The following is a 24,961-nucleotide window of genomic DNA, read 5'->3' as shown; positions in this document are numbered from 1 at the left end:
TATTGAATATTCGAAAAAAGGACATATGGTTGGAATTTAGAAGGAGACAACTCTCATCAATCGTTAAAGGCATTTCCCTACTTGATTGGAAATGGGAAATACGAAGTTGCGAAAAACATTAGTGGTGGAGGCTGGACCTCTGCACAATTGTTAACGGAAATGAACAAACCCGAAAACCTCGAAGTGATTAAAAATGCGGATGTCATTACTCTTGATATTGGCAGTAATGATTTTTTACAAGATCCAAATATCCAGGCACTAAGGGCTAATCCAACAACACCAATTGATCCTGTCCTTTTTAACGGTGTCATTCAGCAGATTTCTGGTAAACTATTTACTAACTTAAGTACGATTATCGGGACAGTTAAGACGGTAAATCCTGATGCTCAGCTTATTATTTACAACATTTACAATCCATTTACCGATACATTAGCCAACCTATATCCAATTGGTGAGCTTTTCCTTCCAACTGTTAAGCAAGGATTCCTGGGGGCAGCTGCTCAATCCAAATCACTATTAGCTGATGCCTATTCAGCCTTTAAAAACCATCAGGCGGAATATATTTTCCCAGGCGAAGATGTTCATCCAAATGAAACAGGTCAGCAAGTGTTAGCTAGCCTTTCAACCACTCTATTAGCTGCACAAGCTCCAGCTGATATTACGATTGATCTAACCCCGTCAACCACTGAACAAACAAAGGATCCTGTGACCATTACTGTTTCGACTACTGCAAAAAAGGCATATGCGATTCAATGGCTTGCAGGTGAAAAAACAATTGAGGATTTCGCCTCAGTCGATGTAGGGACAAATATTACTGACAACAAGTTTGAAGTAACTGAGAATGGAACCTACACGGTTTATGTCAGAGATAGCAAAGGTGCCAGAGCGGTTAAATCTATAAAGATTGAAAACATAAAAGCTGATGATCCTACACCTAATACAGGCGATCCTGGCAACACCCCTGATCCGACACCAGGTGATCCTGGTAATAATCCGGACCCAGATCCTGCGCCTGGGGATACAGGAAACACTCCAGATCCAACACCTGAAGATACTGGTAACACCCCTGCCCCTGCTCCAGTGGATACAGATAACGATTCGGATCCCGCTCCAGTGGATACCGACAGCCCTGCAACTGACAACTCAGCTGCAGAATCTGGAAATCAGCTGCCGGACACGGCATCTCCAATGTACAATATATGGCTACTGGTCTTGGCTTAATTTTGGCCGGATTGATTGTCATGAAAATGCAAAACCGTAAAAGAAGAGAGAATATATAAATGATAAAAAAGGTCAGGCCTCAGTTAAACTGAGGTTCTGACCTTTTTCTTTGCCACAACGTCTTCTCGTAATCCAGATCGCTTTTTTCTTTCCATGATTAAAACCATGATAATTGCCGCTAAGAGGAAAAGACTTGCAATACGGAAAATGGATGCCGTGCTAACAAATTGGGCGGCGACACCAAATATTATCCCGCTTAAACCCAGGCCTAAATCAATGGACGAGAAGATCATCCCGTTCGCCACACCTCGCCGATGAGATGGTGTCATGAGTAATGCCCAAGATTGCAGTGTAGGTATCAAACAGCCAAATCCTAAACCAAATAAGGCACCTGAAATGGCAATCAGCAAGTTGGAATGGGCAAAAGAAAGGACCCACATCCCAACAAACGTAGAGAACGTGCAGAACAAAACAAGACCAATCGGACCTTTTTCATCAAACCATCTTCCGGCAAAAGGTCTTCCCAATGTTGCCAGTATTGCGTTGAAAATATAAAACAAAAAGATTTGTTCAATGCCGCGCTCTTCACCAAAAATAACAATAAAGGTTACAACTGAGCCATATCCTAGATTGATAATAATGGTGATAAAGGCTGGAAACCAACTTGATTTTTCAATCGAAGATCCTATATAAGAAAACTTCAAATCTTCTTTACGTGTATTGATCACTGCTTGAGGAGTTTGATAGCGTACTGCTGTAAGCAGAATAATTGAAATAGCCCCTAAGATCGCCGAAATAAAAATAAGATTTGCAAAAGTAGTCAGATTGTAAATGAAGATTCCTAGACTAGGAGCAACAATGTACGCGATGGTCATGGAGAGTCCGAAGTAACCCATCCCTTCCCCCAGCCGCGAATTAGGGATTGCATCTACCGCTGCAGTGCCATTCACTGTGGTTGACCACCCCCATGCAAGACCATGGGCGAAGCGGAATAACAGAAAAATCACGACAATTTGCGAAATGGGATAAAGAATCGTAACTAGGAAGAGCATCAATGCTCCTATTATAACAAGTGACTTTCTTGGCTTATACTCAAGCAAAAAGCCGATAAATGGACGGCTGATCACCGCGCCAATCGAAAATAATCCTGTCACTAAGCCTATCTCCAGTCCTGAAGCTCCAATTGATTTTATATATGGCGGCAGAGTAGGAATGAGCATTTGAAATGACAAAAATACAAAAAGATTTCCCACCATAAGCATGATAAACGACTTCGTCCACAATCGCTCTTTCAAACCGTCCCCTCCCTTCACTTCGTTAAAAATTGTTTAACAAGTCAATTCACTTATCTAAATTTACTTCGTATCACTAAATAATAGCACAGATATTGGAAAAAGAATATCAGCATTCTGGAAAAACATTGCAACAAAAATCTTATCATTTATTTTGATTTCCGTTATCATTAACTAAGGAAATATTGTCTAAACGGAGGAATCCTCATTGATGAAAAAAATGGTTATCACTCGTAATATTGATCAAGATCACATTTCACAAATCAAAGATATCATTCCTGATTGGGAATTGATTGTTGGCAAGGATAAGCAAATTTGGCAGGAGCATGTAAAGGATGCGGAAATTATCGCTGGCTGGAGTAAGGGGTTAAAGGAATACTGTCTCGACCCACAATCCAAACTTAAGTGGCTGCAAACATGGAGTGCTGGTGTTGATTCTTTACCTCTTGCAGAATTAAATTCTAGAGATTTTTTCTTAACTAGTGCCAATGGCGTTCACGCCTATCCCATCTCCGAGACGATATTTGCATTGATGCTGGGGTTAACACGCAAAATCCATACATACGTCAAGAATCAACAGAAAAAAACTTGGCATCATGCCCATATGGGACAAGAAATCCATGGAAAAACAATCGGGATCATTGGAGTAGGAACGATTGGGGGAGAAACAGCTAAAATAGCGAAAGCCTTTGGCATGAAAGTTCTTGGTGTCAGGCACTCGGGAATGCCTGCTCACAATGTTGATGAAATGTATACTCCAAGTCAATTAGGCGAATTGCTTCCTGCCTGTGATTATGTGGTGGTTACATCACCGCTCACAAAGGATACTTATCAAATGTTTGGTACGGAACAATTTAAACAAATGAAGGCTTCTGCATTTTTTATTAATATTGGCCGGGGTGAGATTGTAGTGGAAGCTGACCTTATCCAGGCTCTAACAGAAGGAACGATATCTGGAGCTGGCCTTGATGTGTTTGAGAAGGAACCGTTAAGTAATGAAAGCCTATTATGGGAGATGGAAAATGTGATCGTCACTCCTCACACATCTGGCTCAACGGAACATTATAATCAGCGGGTAGTTGAAAATATTCTAATTCCTAACCTAAAAGCTTATATTTCTGGTAATGTTCCACCAATTAATCTGGTAGATTTTTCGAAAGGTTATTAACATGTAATGATTTTTAGCCTGCATTATCCATTTAAACAAGAAGGGGTGCCTCAACCTTGAGGCACCCTTTCTTGTTTAATTATTTTTTATATTTTCCAGGTGTGTACTTTTCACTGGCTTTAAAGTTATATACGGGTTTAATAAACCCAGTAATATCAACGGTTTCTTCAACCTTTTCTAAAATTTCATTCTTCGACTTATAGGCCATTGGCGCCTCATCTAAGGTTTCTTCTGAAACAGACGTCGTCCAGACGCCTTCCATGGTTTTATGAAAATCATCCATATTAAGAGTTTTTATCGCTTTCGTCCTGCTCAGAACACGGCCTGCTCCATGGGGGGCCGAGCGATTCCAGTCATCGTTCCCTTTACCGACTGCCAAAATCGACCCGTCTCTCATATTAATTGGAATGATAAGACGCTCCCCTTTTTGTGCAGAAACTGCCCCTTTTCGTAAAATTAAGTTCTCGGTATCAATATAATTGTGCACCGTATCGAAGCGGTCCTGCTCTTCAAATCCCATGTTTGCCGTAATCGCTCTAGCAATCTCTTCCCGGTTTGCCTTTGCAAATGCCTGTGCAAGTTTCATATCATGCATATAATTATGAAAATCCTCACCTTCCAAATACGCTAGATCATTAGGAATAACTGGATTCTTTTCTTTATAACTCTGGATCATGGCTTGGATCTCTTTTTGGCGTCCTTCCGCCTTTAATTGGTCAATCACTACCGATAAATCCTGCTTGTGAAGTTTTGAGATAGCTACCTTTTGATAGTAGGTGGCAATCTTCGCTCCTACATATCGGCTTCCAGTATGAATCGTTAAATAGTGGTAACCATCGGCATCAACAGAAACTTCTATAAAATGATTGCCGCCCCCTAGTGTCCCTAAGCTATAACGGCTTCGATTTTCACTTAAGATATGCTCTGCTTGGAATTCTTGAATAGCGGGAAAACTCGTGTTAATAAATCTGACTGTCTCATCACTATGCACTTCCTGCCCACTCGGGACATACGTACGGATTACTTGATCTAATTGATTAAAATCAACCTTTTTATCCTGAAGCTTGACGGTTAGCACGCCGCATCCGACATCCACACCAACTAGATTCGGGACAACCTTATCCTTTAACTGAATGGTCGTACCAATTACACAGCCTTTTCCCGCATGATAATCTGGCATGATACTAATCTTTGTATCCTTTAAAAATGCTTGATTACAAAGTTCTTGGATTTGCTCAAGGGCTGTTTCTTGAGGATAGTTTGAAAATACCTTTGCTTCTGTTTGTGTACCCGTTACCTTAATCACTTGTTTTCCCTCCTTTAACGCAGATTACCAATAGGCTACCATCTTATGGGCATTCGGGCAACCGATTTTCATACGACATTTTTTTCTAAATAAATGGCTGTGTTAAACTTGTCTGTTGATTTCCGTTCCAGACACTTCGCTTTCCGCGGGCGTGCCGGGGAGCCTCCTCGGCCCCGTACTCCCGCAGGAGTCTTCGTGCCTGTAACGAAGAACAACAGAGTGCCAAAATCAACATTAATCTTTAACTCAGTCAAATAAATAAAGGAAGATGCCCTTGGACATCTTCCTTCTTCAACCTTATTAATAAATGGTCTGCATTCCCTTACCAGCCACGGTCATCCACTCAAACTGACGCAATCTAACCTCAAACAGTGTTAATGGATCCCGGAACATCTCTGGATTGGTATTCATATTCGTAAGCATTTCTTGGTTCGCCTGTATTCCAGCTTGCGCCTCTTCCGCAGAAAGATTTAACAGCTGCAATGGACTCTTGAAAAACAGGGTTACATCCCGCTCAAGCGACTTTTCAAACAGTTCAAATTGCTGGAAAAACTGTTGATTCACTACAGAGATCGCTTCTGAATAATCCTCATTTTCCACAAATGCTTTATACTTATTAAAAAGCATCGCTTTATTTTGGGATATTGCCCCAAACAACTTCCCAGCGCTTTTTAGTAAAAATTGTGAAGGGGTTCTGCGCAGAAGGATATTAACAGTTTCCAACTGAAAGCGACTTGTCATCCGGTCGGTGTCGCGGTGCCAATCGTCAATTAACTTAAAATCACAATCAAGCACGAGGCGTTCTTCTCCATACATACGATTAAAGCTTTCACCAATTTCATTTAGAAATTCTTGACTTTGCACAAACTCCTCTTTGCACCCATCAATCCATTCTTGTAATAAGCGGTAATATTTAGGAAGCACCGTCTGGTCTAAGTACTCTTCTAGTTTTTTGTTCATCATTTCATTAAGCTCTATATGAACCTTGCTAAAATTACTGTCTTCTTTTATAAAAGTGGAACACTCTTGAAGCATTTTTGGAACCGTCTCTGAAATATCTTTTGCAACCGTATTTTTGATGGAACGGTAAGATTGTACAACAGCTTTTGTTTTTTGATTTTCTGTATCCTTCAGTTGATTGATTGCGCCCGTTAATTTCTGGAGCATTTCTTCATTCCAACGGACTGATTCGATCAATTGATTTTCAACATCCACCCGTTTTTGCATCAGGCTGGCAATCGTTGTGCGAATATAGAACAATAGCTTTGCCAAACGTTTATCTTCCATATTTCTTGTATTTTTAATGGAGCGGATAAACTCTTGTAAGTCTTTTAACTGCTGGCGATTCTCATATTGAGATGAAAAGGCAAACACGGATGCATCCGGTATATACGATTGAATTCTTGCCCTTGTTTCATCATATACACTGATTGCCTCCTGCTCATTGGCAATCGTGTCCATCTTACTGAGCAGAAAATGCACAGGAATGTCAGGTGCTAACTCTTGAATTTTTGCAAGCACAGACCGTTCTTTATCTGTAAACGGTGCATTCGCATCAAGTACGAAGAGGACCGTATCAGCCAATTGCAGATTCTTTAACACTTCATAAGAATCATTATAGTTTCCTTTTAATCCAGGAGTATCTAAAAGTGCGACCTTATTTTCATGCAAAAAGGCATTTGGACGCTTAAATTCAATGATAGATTCCAACGCGTTACGGCGGCGGTCCATTCGTTCTTGGAAATCAGAAAAGCCGGATAAACTAGAAATCTCTCGATCTGTAATTTCCGTGATTTCTTCATCTTCGGAGTCTTTAAACATAACCAGTGAAGAAGTCGGGCTATCCTGCAGGTCTTCACCCATAATTGTATTAACAAACGTCGATTTTCCACTGCCGCTTAACCCGGTAATAAGCAAATGTTGTGTGTCAAAATTCACTAATTGCTGAACAATCCATTTTACACGATTATTCTCACCCATATCATTGGTTTGAGCCCAATTCGTAATGGCATCAAAGAGTGTCAGGCATTCTTCAAGTTCATCCATATCCGTTTCCGTTATACTAATTAGTTTCTCAGCTTCATTAACGATTGACATACTTAAACTCGCTGGAAACAGTTCATTCCAAGAAAGAACAGCTGCCGCAGAAAGGACGACATTCTTAGTGTCAGCAAGACGCAGCCAATTCGTAAGAAAGTTTGGAATAAAATCTTGGAGATTTTTTATGAAATACCTGCCATCGATAAAGCTAAAAAATGCTTCTTTATGGAGTCCTGAGAGCTCAGCCAAGTTGTCATCTCGATGAATGTCAAGGCTTAATAACAAATGATTCATTTCCCTGATCCAAGTAAAATAGATTTCTTCATTGTTATAGCTATCCCAAAGAGTGGAAATAAGCTGTTCGAATTTTCGTTGATCTAGGCTAAACAAAAAATGGACAGCATGGGAAAAATAACTCGGCGCATGATTTCGAGTTACACCCTTTTCCACATACGAAATGATCATATCAAACCATTCCAACGAACCCGTTCGGATGGCTTCGTTTACAGCAAGCTCTATAGCATTATTCCAATCTTGCTGCTCTTCAAAAAACGTGCGAGCAATTTCCGTCACGTTTGGATAATCTGGGTTTGCATCAATGGTTTTTTTGATTACTGATAATGCCAGGTCAAGCTTTCCTCGCTCGATATACAATGAAAATAACTGTAAGGCAACTTCGGTAGTTAAGGTGAGATTATCACTTGTAATCGCACAATAGAGATCTTCTGCTGTTGATAACATGCCTAACTGATAATATGCATCAGCTGTGTTTTTCTTCGCCCATGGCTCTAGTTCATTAATAATATTTTCCCATTTAAAAATGGCTGCTTCATAATCTTTATGATGGAAATACACTTCTCCCTGAGCAAACCGAATTGATGATAGATTCGGCAGATCCTTACATGCTTCCTCTTGAAACAGTTCACCAAGGACCTCAATCGGATGAATATTCTCATGTTCATTGATGAACATTTTATAATACGTTTTAAGTTTTAATTGCGTCTCTAATGTCATTTCTGTCCCTCCAATTACAACACTCTCTGTCATTCATATGGAAAAGAGCCATAATTATTCTCTATACTATTCGACGGATTATCCGATTTTAAGTCTCAATTATTACGATTCTACCAGAGCAATTTATTAAAAGGATGTCAGTTATATTTCATTTTGGAGACAAAGTAGAACTTATTACATATTTTTCAGAACTTATAATAAGCCTGCCCGGAAATGGCAAGCTTACTAAAGACCTTTCTTATCTAACAGCCACAGTTTTTTCATTCAAGACAATCTCAGAAAAATAATTCACTGTCCTCATTTCTTCATTGAACAAAAAAGATGATTTCCATGTTTCTTCTAAAAAGATCTCCATTACCTTGATGGCACGCGTGTCCCCGCTGGCAGCCTGCTCAAGCGCCACAATACTTTCAAAAATTTTCACCATAAGTTCGGCAGCCTTTTTCGAATGAAAAGTCTTTTGGTCTGCCGATGCCAACCTCAATGATTTCGATAAGTTCTGTAACTGAATTAACTTATTTTCTACTAAATAAGTCCATTCAGATGGCAAATGGCCAACACTGTGTAAGCGTTCACTCATTTCTTCGATAAATAGTTCCTCTGCTTTAAACTTCTCCATTAAGCGAAGGACCTCTAAGCCGAGAATATTAGCCGTTCCTTCCCAGACAGTCAGAACTTGGGCATCCCGTAACAATCTCGGAGTCACAAAATCTTCGATATAACCATTGCCACCATGCATTTCGATGGCTTCATGCGTAAAGTGAATCGCTTGTTCTGCTGTTTCTTTTTTCAAAAGAGCAATGTACAAACGATTAAGAATCGTCTCCTTCTGACTCGCATCATTATTCATAACCCGTTCAAACAATGGAAGATACGTAAAAACGGTACGTGTCTCAATTTCCAACTTTACAGCAAGCCGTGTCAGTGTATCCTTAACCATTGGATAGTTAGCTAGTTTACTGCCGAATGCATCCCTTCTTAAGGCATATTCCTTTGCTTCATGATAGGCCCTTCTCATAATTCCTAGTGAGGCTACAGCATTGCATACTCTTGAGAGATTAAGAGCTTCCATCATATAGTAGAAACCCTTCGAAGGATCTCCAACCACAAATGCATCAGCACCATCGAATTCCACTTCAGCCGAAGGGACAGCCCTGACTCCAAGCTTATCTTTTAAGCGGCGAATCCGGATTCCATTTAGCGTGCCATCCTGATTCCTCCATGGTACGGCAAATAAAGTCAGCCCTTTCGTCCCAGATGGAGCGCCTTCCTTCCGTGCTAAGACCATCGCCACTCCGCACATACCGGCATTGGAGGCAAAGTACTTTTCACCATAAAGCTTGAAATGTTCTCCGTGTTCCACAGCACTCGTCTCATTCGCTCCGACATCTGAGCCCCCTTGCCGCTCTGTTAGGAATGTCGCCCCCTCATAAAGCGGAACTTCTCCTGTTGAGAGGACATGCGGCAAAAATCGTTCCTTCATTTCTTCTGAAGCATACTGGTTAAGTAAATAAGCAGTGGCCATCGACAATGTGACTGGACAGTAAAACCCGGGTTCTGTTTGTGAAAGCAGATAACCTTGGGCATAGGAGTAAATATAATTCCCCTTCTCCCCAAGCCCGGGGATTTCTTTATGAACATAGCCGACAATTCCGGTATTATAGGTATCTTCTACCGTTCTACGATAACCTTCATTCACCCATACTTTAGAAATATCTTCACCATAAGCATCATATTTAATTAAGCGCGGCTGTCCTTCCCTGTCCGTAAACTTTGCCCGCGAGTCAATAACCGTGGCGCATTTTTCACCAAAAGCAGTCAGTTCTTTGTCGGCAAACTCGAAAAAAGATGGATCGAGTAACTCTTTAAGCAAGGATTGAAACGATAAATCTTCTTTATAAAAATTCATTCTGGAATACCTCCATATTTTCAGAATAGTCAATAAATTAAGTATAACACGTTCCTTGCTTGTTAAAAATGAATTCAATGTAATTTTGAACACACTTTCTTTTTTATACATTTTCAACGTATAATTGGTTCAAATACATAAAGGGGAAATCATCTTTGGAAAAGGAACAAGCTATCTTTTTAGCTAACTTTATCGAGAACGCATCTTCAGCGGTCTTTGAGACAAAAAAACTTGAAACTTCGGGTGGACGTTTGCAGAAGTTTCATCAATGGACAAATGGCAAACCTACCCTCGCTGCATTTGAGATTACTAGGTCAGATACTGATACTGGCTATTACTTTGTATTCATTGATTGGCACCGAAATGACAACTATTACTTAGTCATTTATGCACATGACCGTTCCACGACTTGCGCAGAGATCCGACAAATTCAAGAAATAGACGGTTTTCCTCATATTGTTTGGACATATAAGCCCTTTAAACGAGATGGAAAAAACGATCAAAGAAAAGCCTATTTTAAGCAAATGTTTGGTTCAACTACCATCCATATCAAACTGCCCACCTCGGCACTTGAAGTAGATATATTTTTGGAAAAATTATTTAAACTATGTCAAAACCGAAAAAAAGCAGACCTAATTGTCGAAGTTTTTGATTTGGAATAAGAATTTCGAGGTTTTTAGAGATGGAATCAAGGGAAATAGAACATACGAAAGGGAGGCTTTTGGCCTCCCTTTTAATTATAAAACCTTACTTAAAAATGCTTTGGTTCGTTCTTCTTGTGGACGATTAAATAATTCGCTTGGTATATTTTCTTCAACCACCAAACCACCGTCCATAAAAATAACACGGTCACCCACTTCTTTAGCAAAACCCATTTCATGAGTCACGACCACCATGGTCATTCCTTCTTTAGCGAGGTCCTTCATAACCTCCAAAACCTCACCGACCATTTCAGGATCTAGTGCGGACGTTGGTTCATCAAAGAGCATGATTTTCGGCTCCATTGCAAGTGCCCTTGCAATTGCAACACGCTGCTTTTGTCCGCCGGATAAGGAATCAGGATAGGCTTCCGCCTTATCCTCTAAACCAACTTTTCGTAAAAGCTCTAACCCCTTAGCTCTGGCCTTTTCCTTAGGAGTATTTCTCACTTTCATTGGTGCAAGCATAATATTTTCAATCACGGTTTTATGCGGGAATAAATTGAATTGCTGAAAAACCATCCCCACCTCTGCCCGTACCTTATTAATATCGGTATTCTTGTCAGTCAGGTCGACACCTTCAATATAGACATGTCCCCCTGTAATGGTTTCGAGCATATTAATGCAGCGGAGAAACGTCGATTTCCCGGAACCTGATGGACCAATGACCACGACTACCTCTTTATTTTTAACTGTAACGTTAATGTCTTTTAGGACCTCATTTTGCCCAAAGGATTTTTTCAAATTCTTTACCTGGATCATTCAGTAGCCAACCTCCTTTCAAGACGAGTAAGCAGGAAGCTTAAAGAAAGTGTTAACACGAGATAAATAACTGCCGCGGCAAGATACGGTTCCCACACACGGAAATACTGTCCTTGCATGGCTCGTCCCCAATACATAAGTTCAGGGGCAGCAATAAGAGCCGCTAACGATGACTCTTTTATTAGGACGATGAACTCGTTTCCAAGGGGCGGAATCATTCGTTTGAATGCTTGCGGCAGGACAACAAAGCGCATGGCTTGTATATGATTCATCCCTAATGACCGTGCAGCCTCCATTTGGCCGCGATCAATCGATTGAATACCTGCTCGAAATATCTCAGCGATATAGGCCGCTGCGTTTAACGATAGAGTAAGAATGGCGGCTAAAACGGGACTGGTTTCATCAAGAAAAAGTGGTACAACGGCAAAATGGATTAATAATATCTGAACAAGTAAGGGTGTCCCTCGAAAAAAAGTAATGTAAATAGTAAATGGCCAAGCGAGGAGCTTATTTTTCATTATTTTTCCTAATCCGATGAATAAGCCAAGAATGGTACCAATTAAAATACTTGCGATAGAAAGCCCGATAGTTAGAAGCGTTCCTTTTAGGAAAAATGGAGCGTATTCAACTAAAATATCCCAACGAAAATCCATACAATAAATCCCCCTATTAAACAAAAAGCTAATTATTCAAGTCTAACTAGCAAAAATTGCGTAACTTCTTGGTTAAGAGTTACGCAATTCATTCAGCGCTGTTTACTGCTGTTGATCTTTTAAGATTTGTGTATCTGGTTCTACTTTAAACCACTTCTTGTATACTTCTGTATAGGTTCCGTTATCAATTACTGCTTTTACAGCCTTATCAAAATCTGCTTTAATCTTGCTTCCCTTTGGAAACATTAGTCCGTAAAATTCTTTTGCAAAAGCAGCTGAGTCTTCAATAACAACAAAATTATCTTTAGGATTGTTTTTTGCATATTCCTCGATAACTGTGTTATCAGCAACTACAGCATCAGCTCCGCCGCTTTTCAACTCCAAGATTGCTAGATTATTATTTTCAAACTTTTTGATTTTATCACTATTCTTGCCTAATAGGCCTTCAACAGCTTCTTGTCCTGTTGTCGCATTCTGAACGGCAATCGTTTTATTATTTTTTAGATCAGCTGCGCTCTTAATGTCACTATCTTTTGGAACAAGGATTTTGTTGGTTGATAAAAAGTATGGCACTGAAAAATCATAGGATTGTTTTCTTTCATCGTTAATCGTGATGGCAGAAATACCAATGTCAGCAATTTTTTTATCTAATTCAACAAAAATTGGATCCCAGCCGACATGTTCAACTTTCACTTTATAGCCTGCTTCTTTTGCCACTGCATTGATAAAATCGATATCAAAACCGACAACTTCTCCCTTATCCTGATATTCAAACGGTGCATAGGCAGCATCTGTTACCACACGCAGTGTTTTCTTTTCAGTGTCTCCTCCTGCTTTTGTACCTGTACTTGTACTTTTACTAGTACCACAAGCTGACAGAACTAAAAGAAGTGCGACCATAAAAAAAGTTGAAACTAATTTAAATTTCTTCATTTTTCCAGACCTCCAATGTTTTTTCTAAAAAGTATTTTTTTAAAATTTTGATAATATTTCGAATATAAATGATTATAACCTGTTTTAATTCTATATTCAATATTTTAAATAATTTACTATATTAATACTGTAATTAACTAAAGTATTTAACATCGTAGGATAATACTTTTATAAACATTAACTAGTCCAGAGCTATCTACCATTGCAACTGTCACCTCCCTGTCATTGAATAGTTGAAGGTGTTTATATTATATTTAATGAATTGAGAAGTATTGGGGGCAAAAATAATGAACGAATCATTTAAAGCATTAGTAGTAGACAAGACTGAAAGCGACTTTACTGTAAACGTAAAGGAAATATCGTTGAAAGACCTTCCTCCAGGTGACGTCCTTATCAAGGTCAGCTATTCGAGTGTGAACTACAAGGACGGATTAGCGAGTACACCTGATGGAAAAATTGTCAGATCCTACCCATTTATTCCTGGTATTGATCTTTCCGGAGTTGTCGCACGTTCGAACGATTCTCGCTTTAAAGAAGGCGATGAAGTAATTGCTACAAGTTATGAGATTGGTGTCTCTCATTATGGCGGCTATAGTGAATATGCTCAGATCCCTGCTGATTGGGTAGTCCCATTGCCAGAGGGACTATCATTAAAGGAAGCAATGGTTTACGGTACAGCGGGATTCACAGCCGCATTATCCGTTCAACGCTTAGAAGAAAACGGGTTAACTCCTAATAACGGCAAGGTCCTTGTAACGGGGGCTACCGGCGGGGTTGGCAGTATCGCAGTAGCGATTCTTGCCCACAGAGGCTATCATGTGGTCGCGAGTACAGGCAAACAATCCGAACATGACTTCCTTATTGAACTTGGAGCAAGCGATATCCTTTCCCGTGAAGACGTAACAGGTCAGAAAATCAGAGCTTTAGATAAGCAGCTTTGGGCAGCAGCAGTGGATCCCGTTGGCGGCAAAACACTCGCCTCGATCCTTAGTAAAATTACATACAATGGTTCAGTGGCAGTCAGCGGACTTACCGGTGGCGGCGATGTTCCCGCCACAGTATTCCCATTTATTCTTAGAGGGGTTAATTTGCTTGGTATTGATTCCGTGTATTGCCCAATGGAAACAAGAATAGCTTTATGGAAGCGCATGGCCGCTGACTTTAAACCAGAGCATTTATTAAAAGTGATGAATAAGGAAGTATCACTAGACGAATTACCCATTTATTTATCTTCGATACTCAAAGGTGAAGCACGGGGCAGAATCATCGTAAAAATATAAAAATTTGTTTTCGAGATGACTTTTTCATCTCGTTTTTATTTTATAGGTGCGTTAAAGGTTAATGCTGATTTTGGCATCCTGTTGATTGAAGTGGAAGGCGCGAAGACTCCTGCGGGAGTACGGGGCAGGGGAGACCCCGCAGGAGCTAAAAGCGCCGAGGAGGCTCCCCGCAACGCCCGCGGAAAGCGAAGCGCCTGGAACGGAAATCAACAGACAAGTTTAACGTAGCCATTTTTAAGTACTATCTAGGCATAAAGACAGAGGATGTCTATGGGCATTCGCCGTTACTCCTTATATTCACCCACATAATCTATAGGGTATTTACAACATAAGGAGAGATGCCTAAATGAATCCGTATGGTCTTTATCAAATGCCTCAAATTCCTCAAACGCCTCAAATGCCGATGGAATATAATGCATATGTTCAACCCGAATCAATGAATTACTATGGTCAACCAGAACAAGTAAATTACTATGAACAACCAGAACCATTTAATCCCTATCTACCAGAACAATATGACCCGGCAAGACAGCCACAACAAGTTGAGCGGAGACTGAATCAATTGGAGCGGCAAAATGAGCGGCAGGAAAGAGAGATCAATCAACTACAACGTCAAGTAGCACAGCTCGACCGCAGACTTCAAAGAGTAAATCAACGTCTTCGTGCTGTTGAAAGAAGATTCAACTTCCCATTCACTCCATTTGATGGAGAATATTAAGAAAAACTTTCGAAGAACCGGACAGATGTCCGGTTCTTTTACATAATGAATTAAAAATTGGTAAGGTTTTTTACCAATTCGAAGGATGATATTAAAATTCTGTTAGGATATCTTACAAATCCACTGACAAGGAGCGAAAATTCAGTTAACTTTTTTATATAAACCACAAGAGAAAGGAAGATTTCAAATGTATCGAAGAAATGATATTAAACTCGCTGAAAGAATCCTTCAATTAGATAAATTAAGGGATGAGTTGTATGAAGAACTCATGAAAACAATGGGCTCCCAAGCGAACGAACTTTTAAGGAGACTACAAAATTATTAATTTCCATTTGAAAAGGGGGAAGAAAAGTTGACAACACGCTTAAGGAAAGGACTCGAACGCCTTAGACGGTTTTATCTAAGAAAGTTGTTAGAATCAGGTACGACTGATTTTACACATCAAGAACTACACTCCCTTACCTTCTCAGAACTGGAAAGATTATACGATAAAACATTCTCCTCAGCCGACTCAAAAAAAATGACTCCATAAATACTTATTTTGACAAACAAGCAAAATAGTATGATAATCTAGTCCCATGTAAGGTAATCTAACATATTATAATATTATGAAAAAGAATACTAACTATCTGTAAACAATAGGGTGTGGTGAGCGACAAAAATGGGAAAAGAAATCTCTTATAAAGATAAAAAGGTAATCACAATAGGCATCGTCAGGGATCTCACAGGTCTATCCGAACGGCAAATCCGTTACTATGAGGAACGAAAATTAATTTTTCCGGAAAGGTCTGCGGGGGGAAGCCGTAAGTTTTCCTTTTCAGACGTGGAATTGCTGATGGAGATTGCTAATAAAATTGAAGATGGCATTCAAACACATGATATCAGGAAGGAAATGCTGCGTGAACAAAAGAAACACAACGAAGAACAGATTCGCAGGCAGATGATCCAAGGGCAATTAAATGCTCAATTTGGTTTACGAAAAAAATAAGGAGCTGCCCAGTATAATCCCATTCCTTCAATAAAGGAATGGGATTTTTCATCCTCCACTGCACATCATTCAGTCTATAAGTTAAGATAAATACCCATTTTGCAAAATCCATGTTAGATAATCTCCCAAACTTATAGAAACCAATCTAAAATCATGTAAGAATACTAACATACCAAATGTTAAGAATATTAACATCATTTCAAAGGGGGAGAAAAAATGGATACTACATTCTTAATGAATAGCCTATGGGTAATGGTGGGAGCAGTACTTGTCATCTTAATGATTGGAGGTTTTATCCTTTTAGAAACAGGTTCAACCCGAATGAAAAATGCAGGTCATATTGCAGGCAAAACGATCCTAACCTTCGGAATAGGTTCCATCGTATTTTGGGCAGTTGGATATGGATTAATTTTTGGAAAAGGAAATCCGCTGATCGGATTCTCTGATTTCTTTTATTCAGGCTATGATATCGATGGATTGCCGCTGTCTGGTGCTGTTTTCTTTTTATTCCAATTAGCGTTTGCCGGTATTTCATTAACGATTGCGTTCGGCGGCTTTGCAGAACGAGCTAAATTAGGTGCCTACCTTGTATTTGCTTTACTTTTCTCAGTCATTGTCTATCCACCAATCGCTCACTGGATTTGGGGCGGCGGCTGGTTAGCCGAGCACGGGAAACAAGATTTCGCTGGTTCTACTGTTGTTCACTTAACTGGTGCCATGGCAGCTCTTGCTGCTACGATTCTATTAAAACCACGTATCGGGAAATTCAACAAAGATGGCTCGGCCAATAATCTTGCCGGTCATAACCAAGTATTTACTGCTTTAAGCGTTTTGCTATTATGGGTTGGCTGGTTTGGTTTTAATGCAGGTAGTACATTAACTGTTGATAAAGCTTTCTTTGGATTTGTTGCTGTTAATACTAACTTAGCCGCAGCAGCCGGGACAGTAGCTGCGATGATTGTCTCTTGGATGGTTCTTGGCAAAGCTGATGTTCCAATGATGTTAAACGGAGCCTTAGCAGGTTTAGTTGCCATTACTGCTTCTTGTGCATTTGTAGATACATGGGCCGCGGTCTTAATTGGCTTTATCGCAGGCATTCTTGTTTTTTACAGCATTCGCTTCTTTGAAAACCGAGGCATTGATGATCCCATCGCAGCCTTATCAGTACATGGTACAGCTGGTGTCTGGGGAACATTATCGACTGGATTCTTCGCCACTAAAGAATTAGCCACAGTCGGTAAGCCAGGATTGTTTTACGGGGGCGGCCTTCACCAACTCGGTGTTCAAGCACTTGGAGTTTTCACATGTGCTGCATTTGCCTTTATTGTCTCTTTCATCCTCCTTGCCCTTATGAAAAAGTTTATGAACGGCTTGCGTGTTACAGAGGAAGAAGAGATTATTGGATTAGATATGAGTGAGCATGGAAGCTATGGTTATCCAGAACTAGTAAAGGCAGAACAAACAAAAGCTTTTTAAATATTTATGAAAAGTGCAAGTCCTTTCTGGCTTGCACCTTTCTAGATTTTTTAAGTGGAGGTGAACAAAAATGAAGCAAGATACCTATTCTGCGATTGCTGAATACAGAAATACCCACATGAAAGAAGCGTCCAAAGATCACTTTCAATTGAACCAACTCCACGACATCATAATCAAAAAGGTTATGGAAATCTCAATGAAGGAAATTCAAATACGGTATGGACCTCTTCCCTCTCCCTTCTCTTTATTTGTCATGGGAAGTGCCGGCCGCTTTGAACAATCGGTCTGGAGTGACCAAGACCACGGTATCATTTACCTTGATTCGTCTCCAGAAGCAAAGGCTTATTTTTTGTCATTAGGAAAGGAAGTTTCAAAAGGTCTTTATCAAGTTGGGTATCCTTATTGCGATGGCGGCGTAATGTCAGGCAATCCATTCTGGTGCAAATCACAAACCGAATGGGAGAAACAAATTTTGAACTGGACTTCCGAATCTTCATGGGAATCGTTGCGCTACCTATTAATTTTTATCGATGGCCGCTCTTTTTATGGCCAGCATCAATTCATGAATCAACTGAAAACATTTGCTTATCAAACGGTTCAAAAGGAACAAATTCTTGCAAGAATTTATAAAAATACTCATCATTTTAAAAAAGGAATTGGGGTATTAGGTCAGCTTTTAGTGGAGACGCACGGGGAACATGCAGGATCTTTGAATATAAAGGAGACAGCTCTATTTCCTTACATCAATGCTGTCCGACTTTTGGCAATAAGAAATCATGTCCTGGAAACCTCCACCCTCTCAAGGCTTGACCAACTACAAATTCATGACAAGCACCTTTATAAAACCATGTTTTTAAAACTGTTAACCTATCGTCTTCAATTTGCCAGCCAACTAGATTATGAATCGGGGCACTATCTACCTGTTGAAAAACTAACAAAAGAGCAAAAGAATGAGATGAAAGAGATCATTAGAAACGGCGTGGCACTTTACCAATTCGCAGGAAAACTTATCGAAAAGGAGGGATAAAATGAAAATAAATGATTTAGCTCAGTACTTAAGGCAAATTTCCGGCAGGGTTAGTTCCAATATTTATGCAGGGATTCAGGGACAAGTTAATCCTCAACATCTTTCCTTCATCCGACAGCTGCAAAAAGAAATGAAAGGAAAAAACAATTTAGACACCCCGCTTAGTGAATTAGAAGTAGTCGTATTTGATTTAGAAACGACGGGGTTCTATCCAGAAAAGGGGGATTATGTCCTTTCAATTGGAGCAGTGAAAATGGTCGGTCCTCATATAAGGAATCATGATACTTTTTATTCGCTCATAAAATCAGACCTTCCTTTATCTGATGAAATTGTAACATTAACGAACATTCAGGAGAGGCAATTACGTGATGCTCCCAGTGCCAGAGATGTCTTACTCCAATTTTTAAACTATTCACAAAGTCATATTCTTGTCGCGCACCACTCCAACCATGAAAAGTCCTTTATGCAGAAAATGACATGGGACATCCTAAAGACACGATTTGAACATCGAATCATCGATACATCCTTCTTAATACGACTTTCCGACACCTCCATGAAATCATTACCTCTTGAAGATGTATGTAATCAATGTGGGATTGACATAAAAGATCGTCACCACGCACTTGGCGATGCCATGATGACCGCGCAAATTTGGGGGAGCTATTTACAACAAGCCCAAATAAAGGGGTATAGTAATTTACAGGAAGTGTATGAACATCTTGCAAAGCTTTAAGATCAAAAACACTATTTCAAACTAGTGTTTTTTTGTAACTATTTAAAATTTTAATGCGCGAAATCATTTCGACTTTGCAACACCTCTAACTTACTTACCCCTGATTATCTGCCCCGTTACAATCCCTAGCACAGACAAAATAACCTAAAAATAAAAAAATTTTAAAAAACTTTTTTTCGCTGTTTTCCTTATCACAACAATAATGTAAACGCTAACAATATTTTTGATTTATTTGAATTGTCAGATTTTTGTGTTGACCATGTTTTCGATTGGTTGTATGATTATCGAAAATAATCATTCAATTCATTAAGTGCCATCGCTCCCCATCATTTGGAGAAGGGTATGGTAATTTCTTTTTAAAAATTTTTTTAGTCATTTAAAGCGGTCTATCATAAAAGAGGAGTGGTCAAGTTGGGGAGTCAATGGATTTTCCTTGACGGTGAATTCGTCAAGAAAGAAGATGCTGTAGTTTCAGTTTTCGATCATGGTTTTTTATATGGTGATGGAGTATTTGAAGGCATACGTGTTTATAGCGGTAACGTCTTCCGACTCGATGCACACCTAAAGAGACTATTTGAATCAGCACAATCCATTATGCTGAATATTCCTTACACTCAGGAGGAAATGACGCAATTAATCGTCGATACAATCAGAAAAAATCAGCTAGAGAGCGCCTATATTCGTGTCGTTGTTTCTCGTGGTAAAGGGAATCTCGGCTTAGACCCTTCATCCTGCTCCAGGCCAAGTGTCATTATCATTGCTGAAGAATTAAGAATGTATCCTAAAGAGTTCTACGAACGCGGGATTAAAATTGCATCTGTTGCGAGTCGAAGAAATCGCCCAGATGTTCTAAGCCCACAGGTTAAATCGTTGAACTACTTAAATAATATTCTTGTCAAATTAGAGGCTAATCAAGCTGGGGTAGAGGAAGCATTAATGCTGAATGACCAAGGTTATGTTACCGAAGGCTCCGCTGATAATATCTTTATTGTGAAAAATGGTGCCATCTATACCCCGCCTGTATATTTGGGAGCGTTAGAGGGTATCACCCGGAACGCCATCCTTGATGTCGCAAAGGCCAAGGGTTATGAGGTTAGAGAATCTCCGTTCACAAGACACGATGTATATGTAGCTGATGAAGTGTTCTTAACTGGGACAGCTGTAGAGGTTATTGCTGTTATTGAAGTAGATAAACGTAAGATAAATGATGGTAAACCAGGTGAAGTTACGAAAGATTTATTAGAAGAATTCAGGAAAATAGTAACAACAGACGGTGTGGCTTGTTACCCAGAAGGTGCAAACCATGCAATCGTTAGTTAGGAGCTAAAAACATGCGTAGCGATATGATTAAAAAGGGAATTGATCGGGCACCCCACCGCAGCCTATTATATGCAACCGGGGTCAAAACGAGTGATCTTGAAAAACCGTTTATCGGCGTTTGTAACTCGTTCATTGAAATTATCCCAGGACACAAACACCTTAATCATTTCGGTGAGATTGTAAAAGAGGCTATTCGTGAAGCAGGCGGTATTCCTTTTGAGTTTAATACAATCGGTGTTGATGATGGGATTGCGATGGGACATATTGGGATGCGCTATTCCCTCCCAAGCCGCGAATTGATCGCCGATAGTGCCGAAACTGTAATTAATGCACATTGGTTCGATGGTGTGTTCTACATTCCCAACTGTGACAAAATTACACCAGGTATGTTAATGGCAGCAGCAAGAACCAATGTTCCTTCTGTCTTTGTTTCAGGCGGGCCGATGGAAGCGGGCGTTTCACCATCGACTGGTAAAAACCTTTCCCTCACTTCTGTTTTTGAAGGTGTTGGGGCTTACCATAACGGAACCATCAGTCAACAGCAGTTGCTAGACATTGAAACAAATGCCTGCCCTACTTGCGGATCATGTTCTGGGATGTTTACAGCTAATTCGATGAACTGTCTAATGGAAGTATTAGGAATGACTGTTCCTGGAAATGGAACAATTGTTGCAACTTCAGAAGAAAGACATGAACTAATTCGTCAAGCCGCTAGGTATTTAGTAGAACTAGTGAAAAAAGATATCCGCCCGCGTGACATTATTACTAGAGAGGCAATTGATAATGCCTTTGCCCTAGATATGGCCATGGGTGGTTCAACAAATACTGTGCTTCATACATTGGCAATCGCTCATGAAGCCGGAATTGATTACGATTTACGTGAAATTAACAAAATCGCTGAAAGAGTTCCTTATCTGGCAAAAATAATGCCAGCATCCGATTATTCAATGGATGACATTCATCGTGCAGGCGGTGTTAGTGCAATTATTAATGAACTTTATAAAGTGGAAGGCGCCTTGCATGACAACTGTATTACCATTACTGGTAAAACTCTTTCAGAAAATGTGAAGGAAGCAACAATCACGAATGAAACGGTCATCCGGACCAAAGACAATCCATATAGCCCAGTTGGCGGATTATCCATCCTTTATGGCAACATTGCTCCAAATGGCAGTGTAATCAAGGTTGGTGCTGTAGATCCTTCTATTAAAACATTCTTGGGTGAAGCAATCGTTTTTGATTCCCAGGATGAGGCACAAGAAAATATCAATAATGGTACGGTCCAAGCAGGACACGTTGTTGTTATCCGTTATGAAGGTCCAAAAGGCGGACCAGGAATGCCTGAAATGCTTGCTCCTACTTCCGCAATTATGGGACGTGGGTTAGGTAAGGAAGTTGCCTTGATTACCGATGGTCGCTTTTCTGGAGCTAGCCGCGGAATTTCCATTGGTCATATTTCACCAGAAGCAGCCGAAGGCGGACCAATTTCTCTTGTTGAAAATGGTGACAAAATCCTAATCGATCTAGAAGCACGCTCCATTGAACTTCTAGTTGATGATGAAGTTTTAGCCGATCGACAAAAGGCATGGGTGAAACCAGAGCCAAAAATTAAAACAGGTTATCTTGCAAGATATGCAGCACTCGTTACTTCTGCCAATACTGGTGGGATTATGAAAATCTAGAAATACCAATGGGAATTGTTTAGTACCCCTCCCCTTCTTCAAGAAGTTAAGGTGCTAAAGGGTTAAATGAAAAACATTTGACAAAAAAATATCCAAAAATCGATGACGGGAATAAAGGAATAAGAATTCGTATTTTCAGAGAGCTGGGGTTGCTGGAAGCCCAGTAATACAACTTATTCTGACATCATCCCTGAGTGTTAAGCCGAACAGTCATGACTTAAGTAGGCTTAATCGGGTGTCCATTCTTGAACACCTGTTACCAAAAGAAGCGTTCCTCATATTTTAGATGTCGCTTCATAAGGCAGTATTCGTAAGAATGCTGTAAAAACGGGTGGTACCGAGAAAATGGAAGGCCTTTTCTCCCCGATTATTCTGCTTTTGATGTTCTTGACTGCAGTCTATTCTGGGAGAATAGGGCCTTTTTTACTATGTGCTAGCTGAATCTTTAAAATATTCACAACCCTAAGGAGGGATTATGACGTGAAAGTAGAAGCAAAAAAGCTTGAGGTCCAAACAACTACAGAGCCGAGAACCGGTGCAGACCTTCTCATCGACTTACTAAAAAAAGAAGGTGTGGAAACGCTGTTTGGATATCCCGGGGGGGCCGTTCTTCCAATCTATGATGCCATTTACCGCGCCCAGGGTACCATCAAGCATGTTCTCTTCCGGCATGAACAAGGAATGATCCATGCAGCTGAAGGGTATGCCCGAGTTACCGGTAAACCTGGAGTCGTTCTTGCCACATCAGGACCTGGGGCTACCAACCTAGTGACAGGAATAACTGATGCGATGATGGATTCCCTGCCACTTGTAATATTCACAGGTCAGGTTGCAAGAAGTGTCATCGGAACAGACGCCTTTCAAGAAGCGGATGTTATGGCAATCACAACACCAATCACCAAACATAACTTTCAAGTACAATCTATCGAAGACCTACCACGCATCGTGAAGGAAGCATTTCATATCGCTTCTACCGGACGGCCAGGACCAGTCTTAGTAGATGTTCCTAAAGATATTTCCGCAGGATTTTTAACGGAAGAACCCGAAGAAGCGAGCATTAATTTACCTGGATATCAGCCAACAACAAAGCCAAATCCATTTCAAATAAAGAAACTTGCTGATTCGATTTCGAAGGCTTTCAAGCCGGTAATTCTTTCAGGCGCAGGTGTTCTCCATGGAAAAGCATCAGCTGAGCTCACTGCTTTTGCAGAAAAACATCAGATCCCGGTGGTCACTACTTTACTTGGGCTTGGTACTTTTCCAGCAGATCATCCCCTTTCGTTGGGAATGGGTGGTATGCACGGAACATATGCAGCAAACATGGCCATTTACGAATGTGATTTGCTTATCAATTTTGGAGCACGCTTTGATGACAGATTAACAGGCAATCTTAAACATTTTGCTCCATTTGCGAAGGTTGCCCATATTGACATCGATCCAGCCGAAATTGGAAAAAATGTTCCAACACAACTTCCAATCGTTTCTGATACGAAAGAGGCACTTAGCGAACTGCTCAATCACGAAATTGAGTCACCAAAAGCTGGGGAATGGCTGCAAAAACTGAACCAAGACAAACAGGAATATCCGCTATGGTATAAACATGATCCAAACGGAATGTGTCCTCAATGGGTTATTGAAGCAGTCCATAAAGTTACGAACGGTGACGCTATCGTGGCAACAGATGTTGGTCAGCACCAAATGTGGGCAGCACAGTATTACACCTTTAAACAGCCGCACCGCTGGATTACATCAGGTGGACTTGGAACAATGGGCTTTGGGTTCCCTGCTGCGATTGGCGCACAAATTGCCGAGCCAGATAGTACAGTTGTAGCGATTGTTGGGGATGGCGGTTTTCAGATGACACTTCAGGAATTATCGATCATTTATGAACGAAATCTTCCTGTAAAAATCATTATTGTCAACAACGGCGCATTAGGAATGGTTCGTCAATGGCAGGAACTTTTACACGGAAACCGTATTTCGGAATCGATTCTTCATACACAACCTGATTTTGTAAAACTTGCCGACAGTTATTCAATTAAGGGCTATCGGGTTAACAATCAGGAGGAACTGATCACCGTGTTGCCGGAGGTATTTGCTCATAATGGCCCAGTATTAGTTGATTGCCGTGTACTTCAGCAAGAAAAAGTATTCCCAATGATTGCCCCTGGTAAAGGAATTCATGAAATGATAGGGGTGAAACCATGAAACGGATCATCACAGCAACAGTTCAAGACCGAAGCGGAGTCCTAAACCGTGTCACCGGCCTCTTACAAAGACGCCAGTTCAATATTGAAAGTATTTCAGTTGGTCCATCTGAAACCGAAGGAATTTCAAAAATGACTCTAGTGGTCGAGGTTGAAGACGAACAGCGCCTTGAACAGGTGACGAAACAGTTAAATAAGCAAATTGATGTTTTGAAAGTTTCCGATATTACGGATAAAGCAATTGTCGCACGCGAACTGGCTCTAATTAAAGTTGCCTCAAGCAGCCAATTGCGAAGTGAAATCCACGGGATTATTGATCCGTTCCGTGCCCTAATTATTGATGTAAGTAAAGACAGTCTCGCCGTTCAAATTACAGGACGTCCTGATAAAATCGATGCCTTGATCGAAATGCTTCGGCCTTATGGCATTAAGGAAATTGCAAGAACTGGCCTAACTGCCCTCCAGCGTGGGCACCAGCCGCAAGTAAACGATCTAGCAACATACTCACTATTAAAATAACAATATATTTGAAAG

22 protein-coding genes are annotated in these 24,961 nt (G+C 40.3%); 15 read left to right on the top strand and 7 right to left on the bottom strand.

From position 1 onward, the window contains the following. The first annotated feature begins 6 nt into the window (after window positions 1-6). A complete protein-coding gene (locus QNH17_RS04750; RefSeq protein ID WP_283879431.1) occupies window positions 7-1,221 on the top strand; it encodes a GDSL-type esterase/lipase family protein in 1,215 nt (404 codons plus the stop codon). A gap of 83 nt (window positions 1,222-1,304) precedes the next feature. Here the strand turns inward: QNH17_RS04750 and QNH17_RS04745 are convergent, their stop codons facing one another. Next, a complete protein-coding gene (locus QNH17_RS04745) occupies window positions 1,305-2,516 on the bottom strand; it encodes an MFS transporter (protein WP_283877651.1) in 1,212 nt (403 codons plus the stop codon). 208 nt (window positions 2,517-2,724) lie between these two features. On the opposite strand from QNH17_RS04745, the gene QNH17_RS04740 reads away from it, so the two are divergent. Next, entirely contained in the window at window positions 2,725-3,681 is a 957-nt protein-coding gene (locus QNH17_RS04740; RefSeq protein ID WP_283879430.1) for a D-2-hydroxyacid dehydrogenase, read from the top strand. Window positions 3,682-3,760: 79 nt separating this feature from the next. On the opposite strand, the gene QNH17_RS04735 is transcribed toward QNH17_RS04740, so the two are convergent. The 3 genes from QNH17_RS04735 to QNH17_RS04725 form a co-directional block, all read right to left on the bottom strand. Next, a complete protein-coding gene (locus QNH17_RS04735; RefSeq protein WP_283877650.1) occupies window positions 3,761-4,987 on the bottom strand; it encodes an RtcB family protein in 1,227 nt (408 codons plus the stop codon). A 300-nt stretch (window positions 4,988-5,287) separates the two neighbouring features. Continuing rightward, on the bottom strand, window positions 5,288-8,041 hold the full coding sequence (locus QNH17_RS04730; RefSeq protein ID WP_283877649.1) for a dynamin family protein: 2,754 nt from the start codon (window positions 8,039-8,041) through the stop codon (window positions 5,288-5,290). A gap of 238 nt (window positions 8,042-8,279) precedes the next feature. Further along, a complete protein-coding gene (locus QNH17_RS04725) occupies window positions 8,280-9,950 on the bottom strand; it encodes an acyl-CoA dehydrogenase family protein (RefSeq protein ID WP_283877648.1) in 1,671 nt (556 codons plus the stop codon). Between the two features lie 155 nt (window positions 9,951-10,105). On the opposite strand from QNH17_RS04725, the gene QNH17_RS04720 reads away from it, so the two are divergent. Continuing rightward, complete coding sequence (locus QNH17_RS04720) at window positions 10,106-10,612, top strand: hypothetical protein (protein WP_283877647.1); 507 nt, start codon at window positions 10,106-10,108, stop codon at window positions 10,610-10,612. Between the two features lie 75 nt (window positions 10,613-10,687). Here QNH17_RS04720 and QNH17_RS04715 read toward each other — a convergent pair whose 3' ends face one another. The 3 genes from QNH17_RS04715 to QNH17_RS04705 form a co-directional block, all read right to left on the bottom strand. Beyond that, window positions 10,688-11,410, bottom strand: a complete 723-nt coding sequence (locus QNH17_RS04715; protein ID WP_283877646.1) for an amino acid ABC transporter ATP-binding protein — start codon at window positions 11,408-11,410, stop codon at window positions 10,688-10,690. Beyond that, window positions 11,407-12,063, bottom strand: a complete 657-nt coding sequence (locus QNH17_RS04710) for an amino acid ABC transporter permease (RefSeq protein ID WP_283877645.1) — start codon at window positions 12,061-12,063, stop codon at window positions 11,407-11,409. The genes QNH17_RS04715 and QNH17_RS04710 overlap by 4 nt, the downstream gene beginning before the upstream one ends. 102 nt (window positions 12,064-12,165) lie before the next feature. After that, the gene (locus tag QNH17_RS04705) at window positions 12,166-12,996 is read right to left on the bottom strand and encodes a basic amino acid ABC transporter substrate-binding protein (protein ID WP_283877644.1); all 831 of its coding nucleotides are present in this window, start codon (window positions 12,994-12,996) and stop codon (window positions 12,166-12,168) included. A 287-nt stretch (window positions 12,997-13,283) separates the two neighbouring features. On the opposite strand from QNH17_RS04705, the gene QNH17_RS04700 reads away from it, so the two are divergent. From QNH17_RS04700 to ilvN, 12 genes are all read left to right on the top strand, one after another. Continuing rightward, window positions 13,284-14,276, top strand: a complete 993-nt coding sequence (locus QNH17_RS04700) for an NADPH:quinone oxidoreductase family protein (protein WP_283877643.1) — start codon at window positions 13,284-13,286, stop codon at window positions 14,274-14,276. Between the two features lie 346 nt (window positions 14,277-14,622). Next, window positions 14,623-14,994, top strand: a complete 372-nt coding sequence (locus tag QNH17_RS04695) for a hypothetical protein (RefSeq protein WP_283877642.1) — start codon at window positions 14,623-14,625, stop codon at window positions 14,992-14,994. 187 nt (window positions 14,995-15,181) lie between these two features. Then, on the top strand, window positions 15,182-15,319 hold the full coding sequence (locus QNH17_RS04690; RefSeq protein ID WP_166256179.1) for a hypothetical protein: 138 nt from the start codon (window positions 15,182-15,184) through the stop codon (window positions 15,317-15,319). A gap of 27 nt (window positions 15,320-15,346) precedes the next feature. After that, window positions 15,347-15,526: a hypothetical protein gene (locus QNH17_RS04685; RefSeq protein ID WP_283877640.1), complete on the top strand. Its 180-nt coding sequence runs from the start codon at window positions 15,347-15,349 to the stop codon at window positions 15,524-15,526. Between the two features lie 129 nt (window positions 15,527-15,655). Next, on the top strand, window positions 15,656-15,982 hold the full coding sequence (locus tag QNH17_RS04680; protein ID WP_144552670.1) for a MerR family transcriptional regulator: 327 nt from the start codon (window positions 15,656-15,658) through the stop codon (window positions 15,980-15,982). A gap of 216 nt (window positions 15,983-16,198) precedes the next feature. After that, a complete protein-coding gene (locus QNH17_RS04675) occupies window positions 16,199-17,458 on the top strand; it encodes an ammonium transporter (protein WP_283877639.1) in 1,260 nt (419 codons plus the stop codon). 70 nt (window positions 17,459-17,528) lie between these two features. Continuing rightward, on the top strand, window positions 17,529-18,485 hold the full coding sequence (locus QNH17_RS04670; protein ID WP_283877638.1) for a DUF294 nucleotidyltransferase-like domain-containing protein: 957 nt from the start codon (window positions 17,529-17,531) through the stop codon (window positions 18,483-18,485). A 1-nt stretch (window position 18,486) separates the two neighbouring features. Continuing rightward, complete coding sequence (locus QNH17_RS04665) at window positions 18,487-19,218, top strand: exonuclease domain-containing protein (protein ID WP_283877637.1); 732 nt, start codon at window positions 18,487-18,489, stop codon at window positions 19,216-19,218. A gap of 411 nt (window positions 19,219-19,629) precedes the next feature. Beyond that, window positions 19,630-20,538, top strand: a complete 909-nt coding sequence (ilvE, locus tag QNH17_RS04660) for a branched-chain-amino-acid transaminase (RefSeq protein WP_026564531.1) — start codon at window positions 19,630-19,632, stop codon at window positions 20,536-20,538. An 11-nt stretch (window positions 20,539-20,549) separates the two neighbouring features. After that, window positions 20,550-22,220: a dihydroxy-acid dehydratase gene (ilvD, locus tag QNH17_RS04655; RefSeq protein ID WP_283877636.1), complete on the top strand. Its 1,671-nt coding sequence runs from the start codon at window positions 20,550-20,552 to the stop codon at window positions 22,218-22,220. Between the two features lie 480 nt (window positions 22,221-22,700). Then, entirely contained in the window at window positions 22,701-24,428 is a 1,728-nt protein-coding gene (ilvB, locus tag QNH17_RS04650) for a biosynthetic-type acetolactate synthase large subunit (protein WP_283877635.1), read from the top strand. Beyond that, window positions 24,425-24,946 (top strand): acetolactate synthase small subunit, encoded by a 522-nt coding sequence (gene ilvN / locus QNH17_RS04645; RefSeq protein WP_283877634.1) that lies wholly within the window; start codon window positions 24,425-24,427, stop codon window positions 24,944-24,946. The genes ilvB and ilvN overlap by 4 nt, the downstream gene beginning before the upstream one ends. Window positions 24,947-24,961 lie beyond the last annotated feature (15 nt).

The organism is Neobacillus sp. SuZ13 (genome assembly GCF_030123365.1).
In the GTDB taxonomy this organism is placed as follows: domain Bacteria; phylum Bacillota; class Bacilli; order Bacillales; family Cytobacillaceae; genus Neobacillus.
The sequence above is the reverse complement of the archived record's forward strand: the minus strand, read 5'-3'. Positions and strand labels throughout refer to the sequence as shown.

Bases quoted from the DNA above. Each gene is read 5' to 3' on its own strand.
- QNH17_RS04665 (WP_283877637.1), top strand. From the start codon at position 18,487: ATGAAAATAAATGATTTAGCTCAGTACTTAAGGCAAATTTCCGGCAGG.
- QNH17_RS04690 (WP_166256179.1), top strand. From the start codon at position 15,182: ATGTATCGAAGAAATGATATTAAACTCGCTGAAAGAATCCTTCAATTA.
- ilvD (WP_283877636.1), top strand. From the start codon at position 20,550: ATGCGTAGCGATATGATTAAAAAGGGAATTGATCGGGCACCCCACCGC.
- QNH17_RS04725 (WP_283877648.1), bottom strand. From the start codon at position 9,950: ATGAATTTTTATAAAGAAGATTTATCGTTTCAATCCTTGCTTAAAGAG.
- QNH17_RS04680 (WP_144552670.1), top strand. From the start codon at position 15,656: ATGGGAAAAGAAATCTCTTATAAAGATAAAAAGGTAATCACAATAGGC.
- QNH17_RS04700 (WP_283877643.1), top strand. From the start codon at position 13,284: ATGAACGAATCATTTAAAGCATTAGTAGTAGACAAGACTGAAAGCGAC.
- QNH17_RS04705 (WP_283877644.1), bottom strand. From the start codon at position 12,996: ATGAAGAAATTTAAATTAGTTTCAACTTTTTTTATGGTCGCACTTCTT.
- QNH17_RS04715 (WP_283877646.1), bottom strand. From the start codon at position 11,410: ATGATCCAGGTAAAGAATTTGAAAAAATCCTTTGGGCAAAATGAGGTC.
- QNH17_RS04675 (WP_283877639.1), top strand. From the start codon at position 16,199: ATGGATACTACATTCTTAATGAATAGCCTATGGGTAATGGTGGGAGCA.
- QNH17_RS04740 (WP_283879430.1), top strand. From the start codon at position 2,725: ATGAAAAAAATGGTTATCACTCGTAATATTGATCAAGATCACATTTCA.
- ilvN (WP_283877634.1), top strand. From the start codon at position 24,425: ATGAAACGGATCATCACAGCAACAGTTCAAGACCGAAGCGGAGTCCTA.
- QNH17_RS04695 (WP_283877642.1), top strand. From the start codon at position 14,623: ATGAATCCGTATGGTCTTTATCAAATGCCTCAAATTCCTCAAACGCCT.
- QNH17_RS04670 (WP_283877638.1), top strand. From the start codon at position 17,529: ATGAAGCAAGATACCTATTCTGCGATTGCTGAATACAGAAATACCCAC.
- QNH17_RS04730 (WP_283877649.1), bottom strand. From the start codon at position 8,041: ATGACATTAGAGACGCAATTAAAACTTAAAACGTATTATAAAATGTTC.
- QNH17_RS04710 (WP_283877645.1), bottom strand. From the start codon at position 12,063: ATGGATTTTCGTTGGGATATTTTAGTTGAATACGCTCCATTTTTCCTA.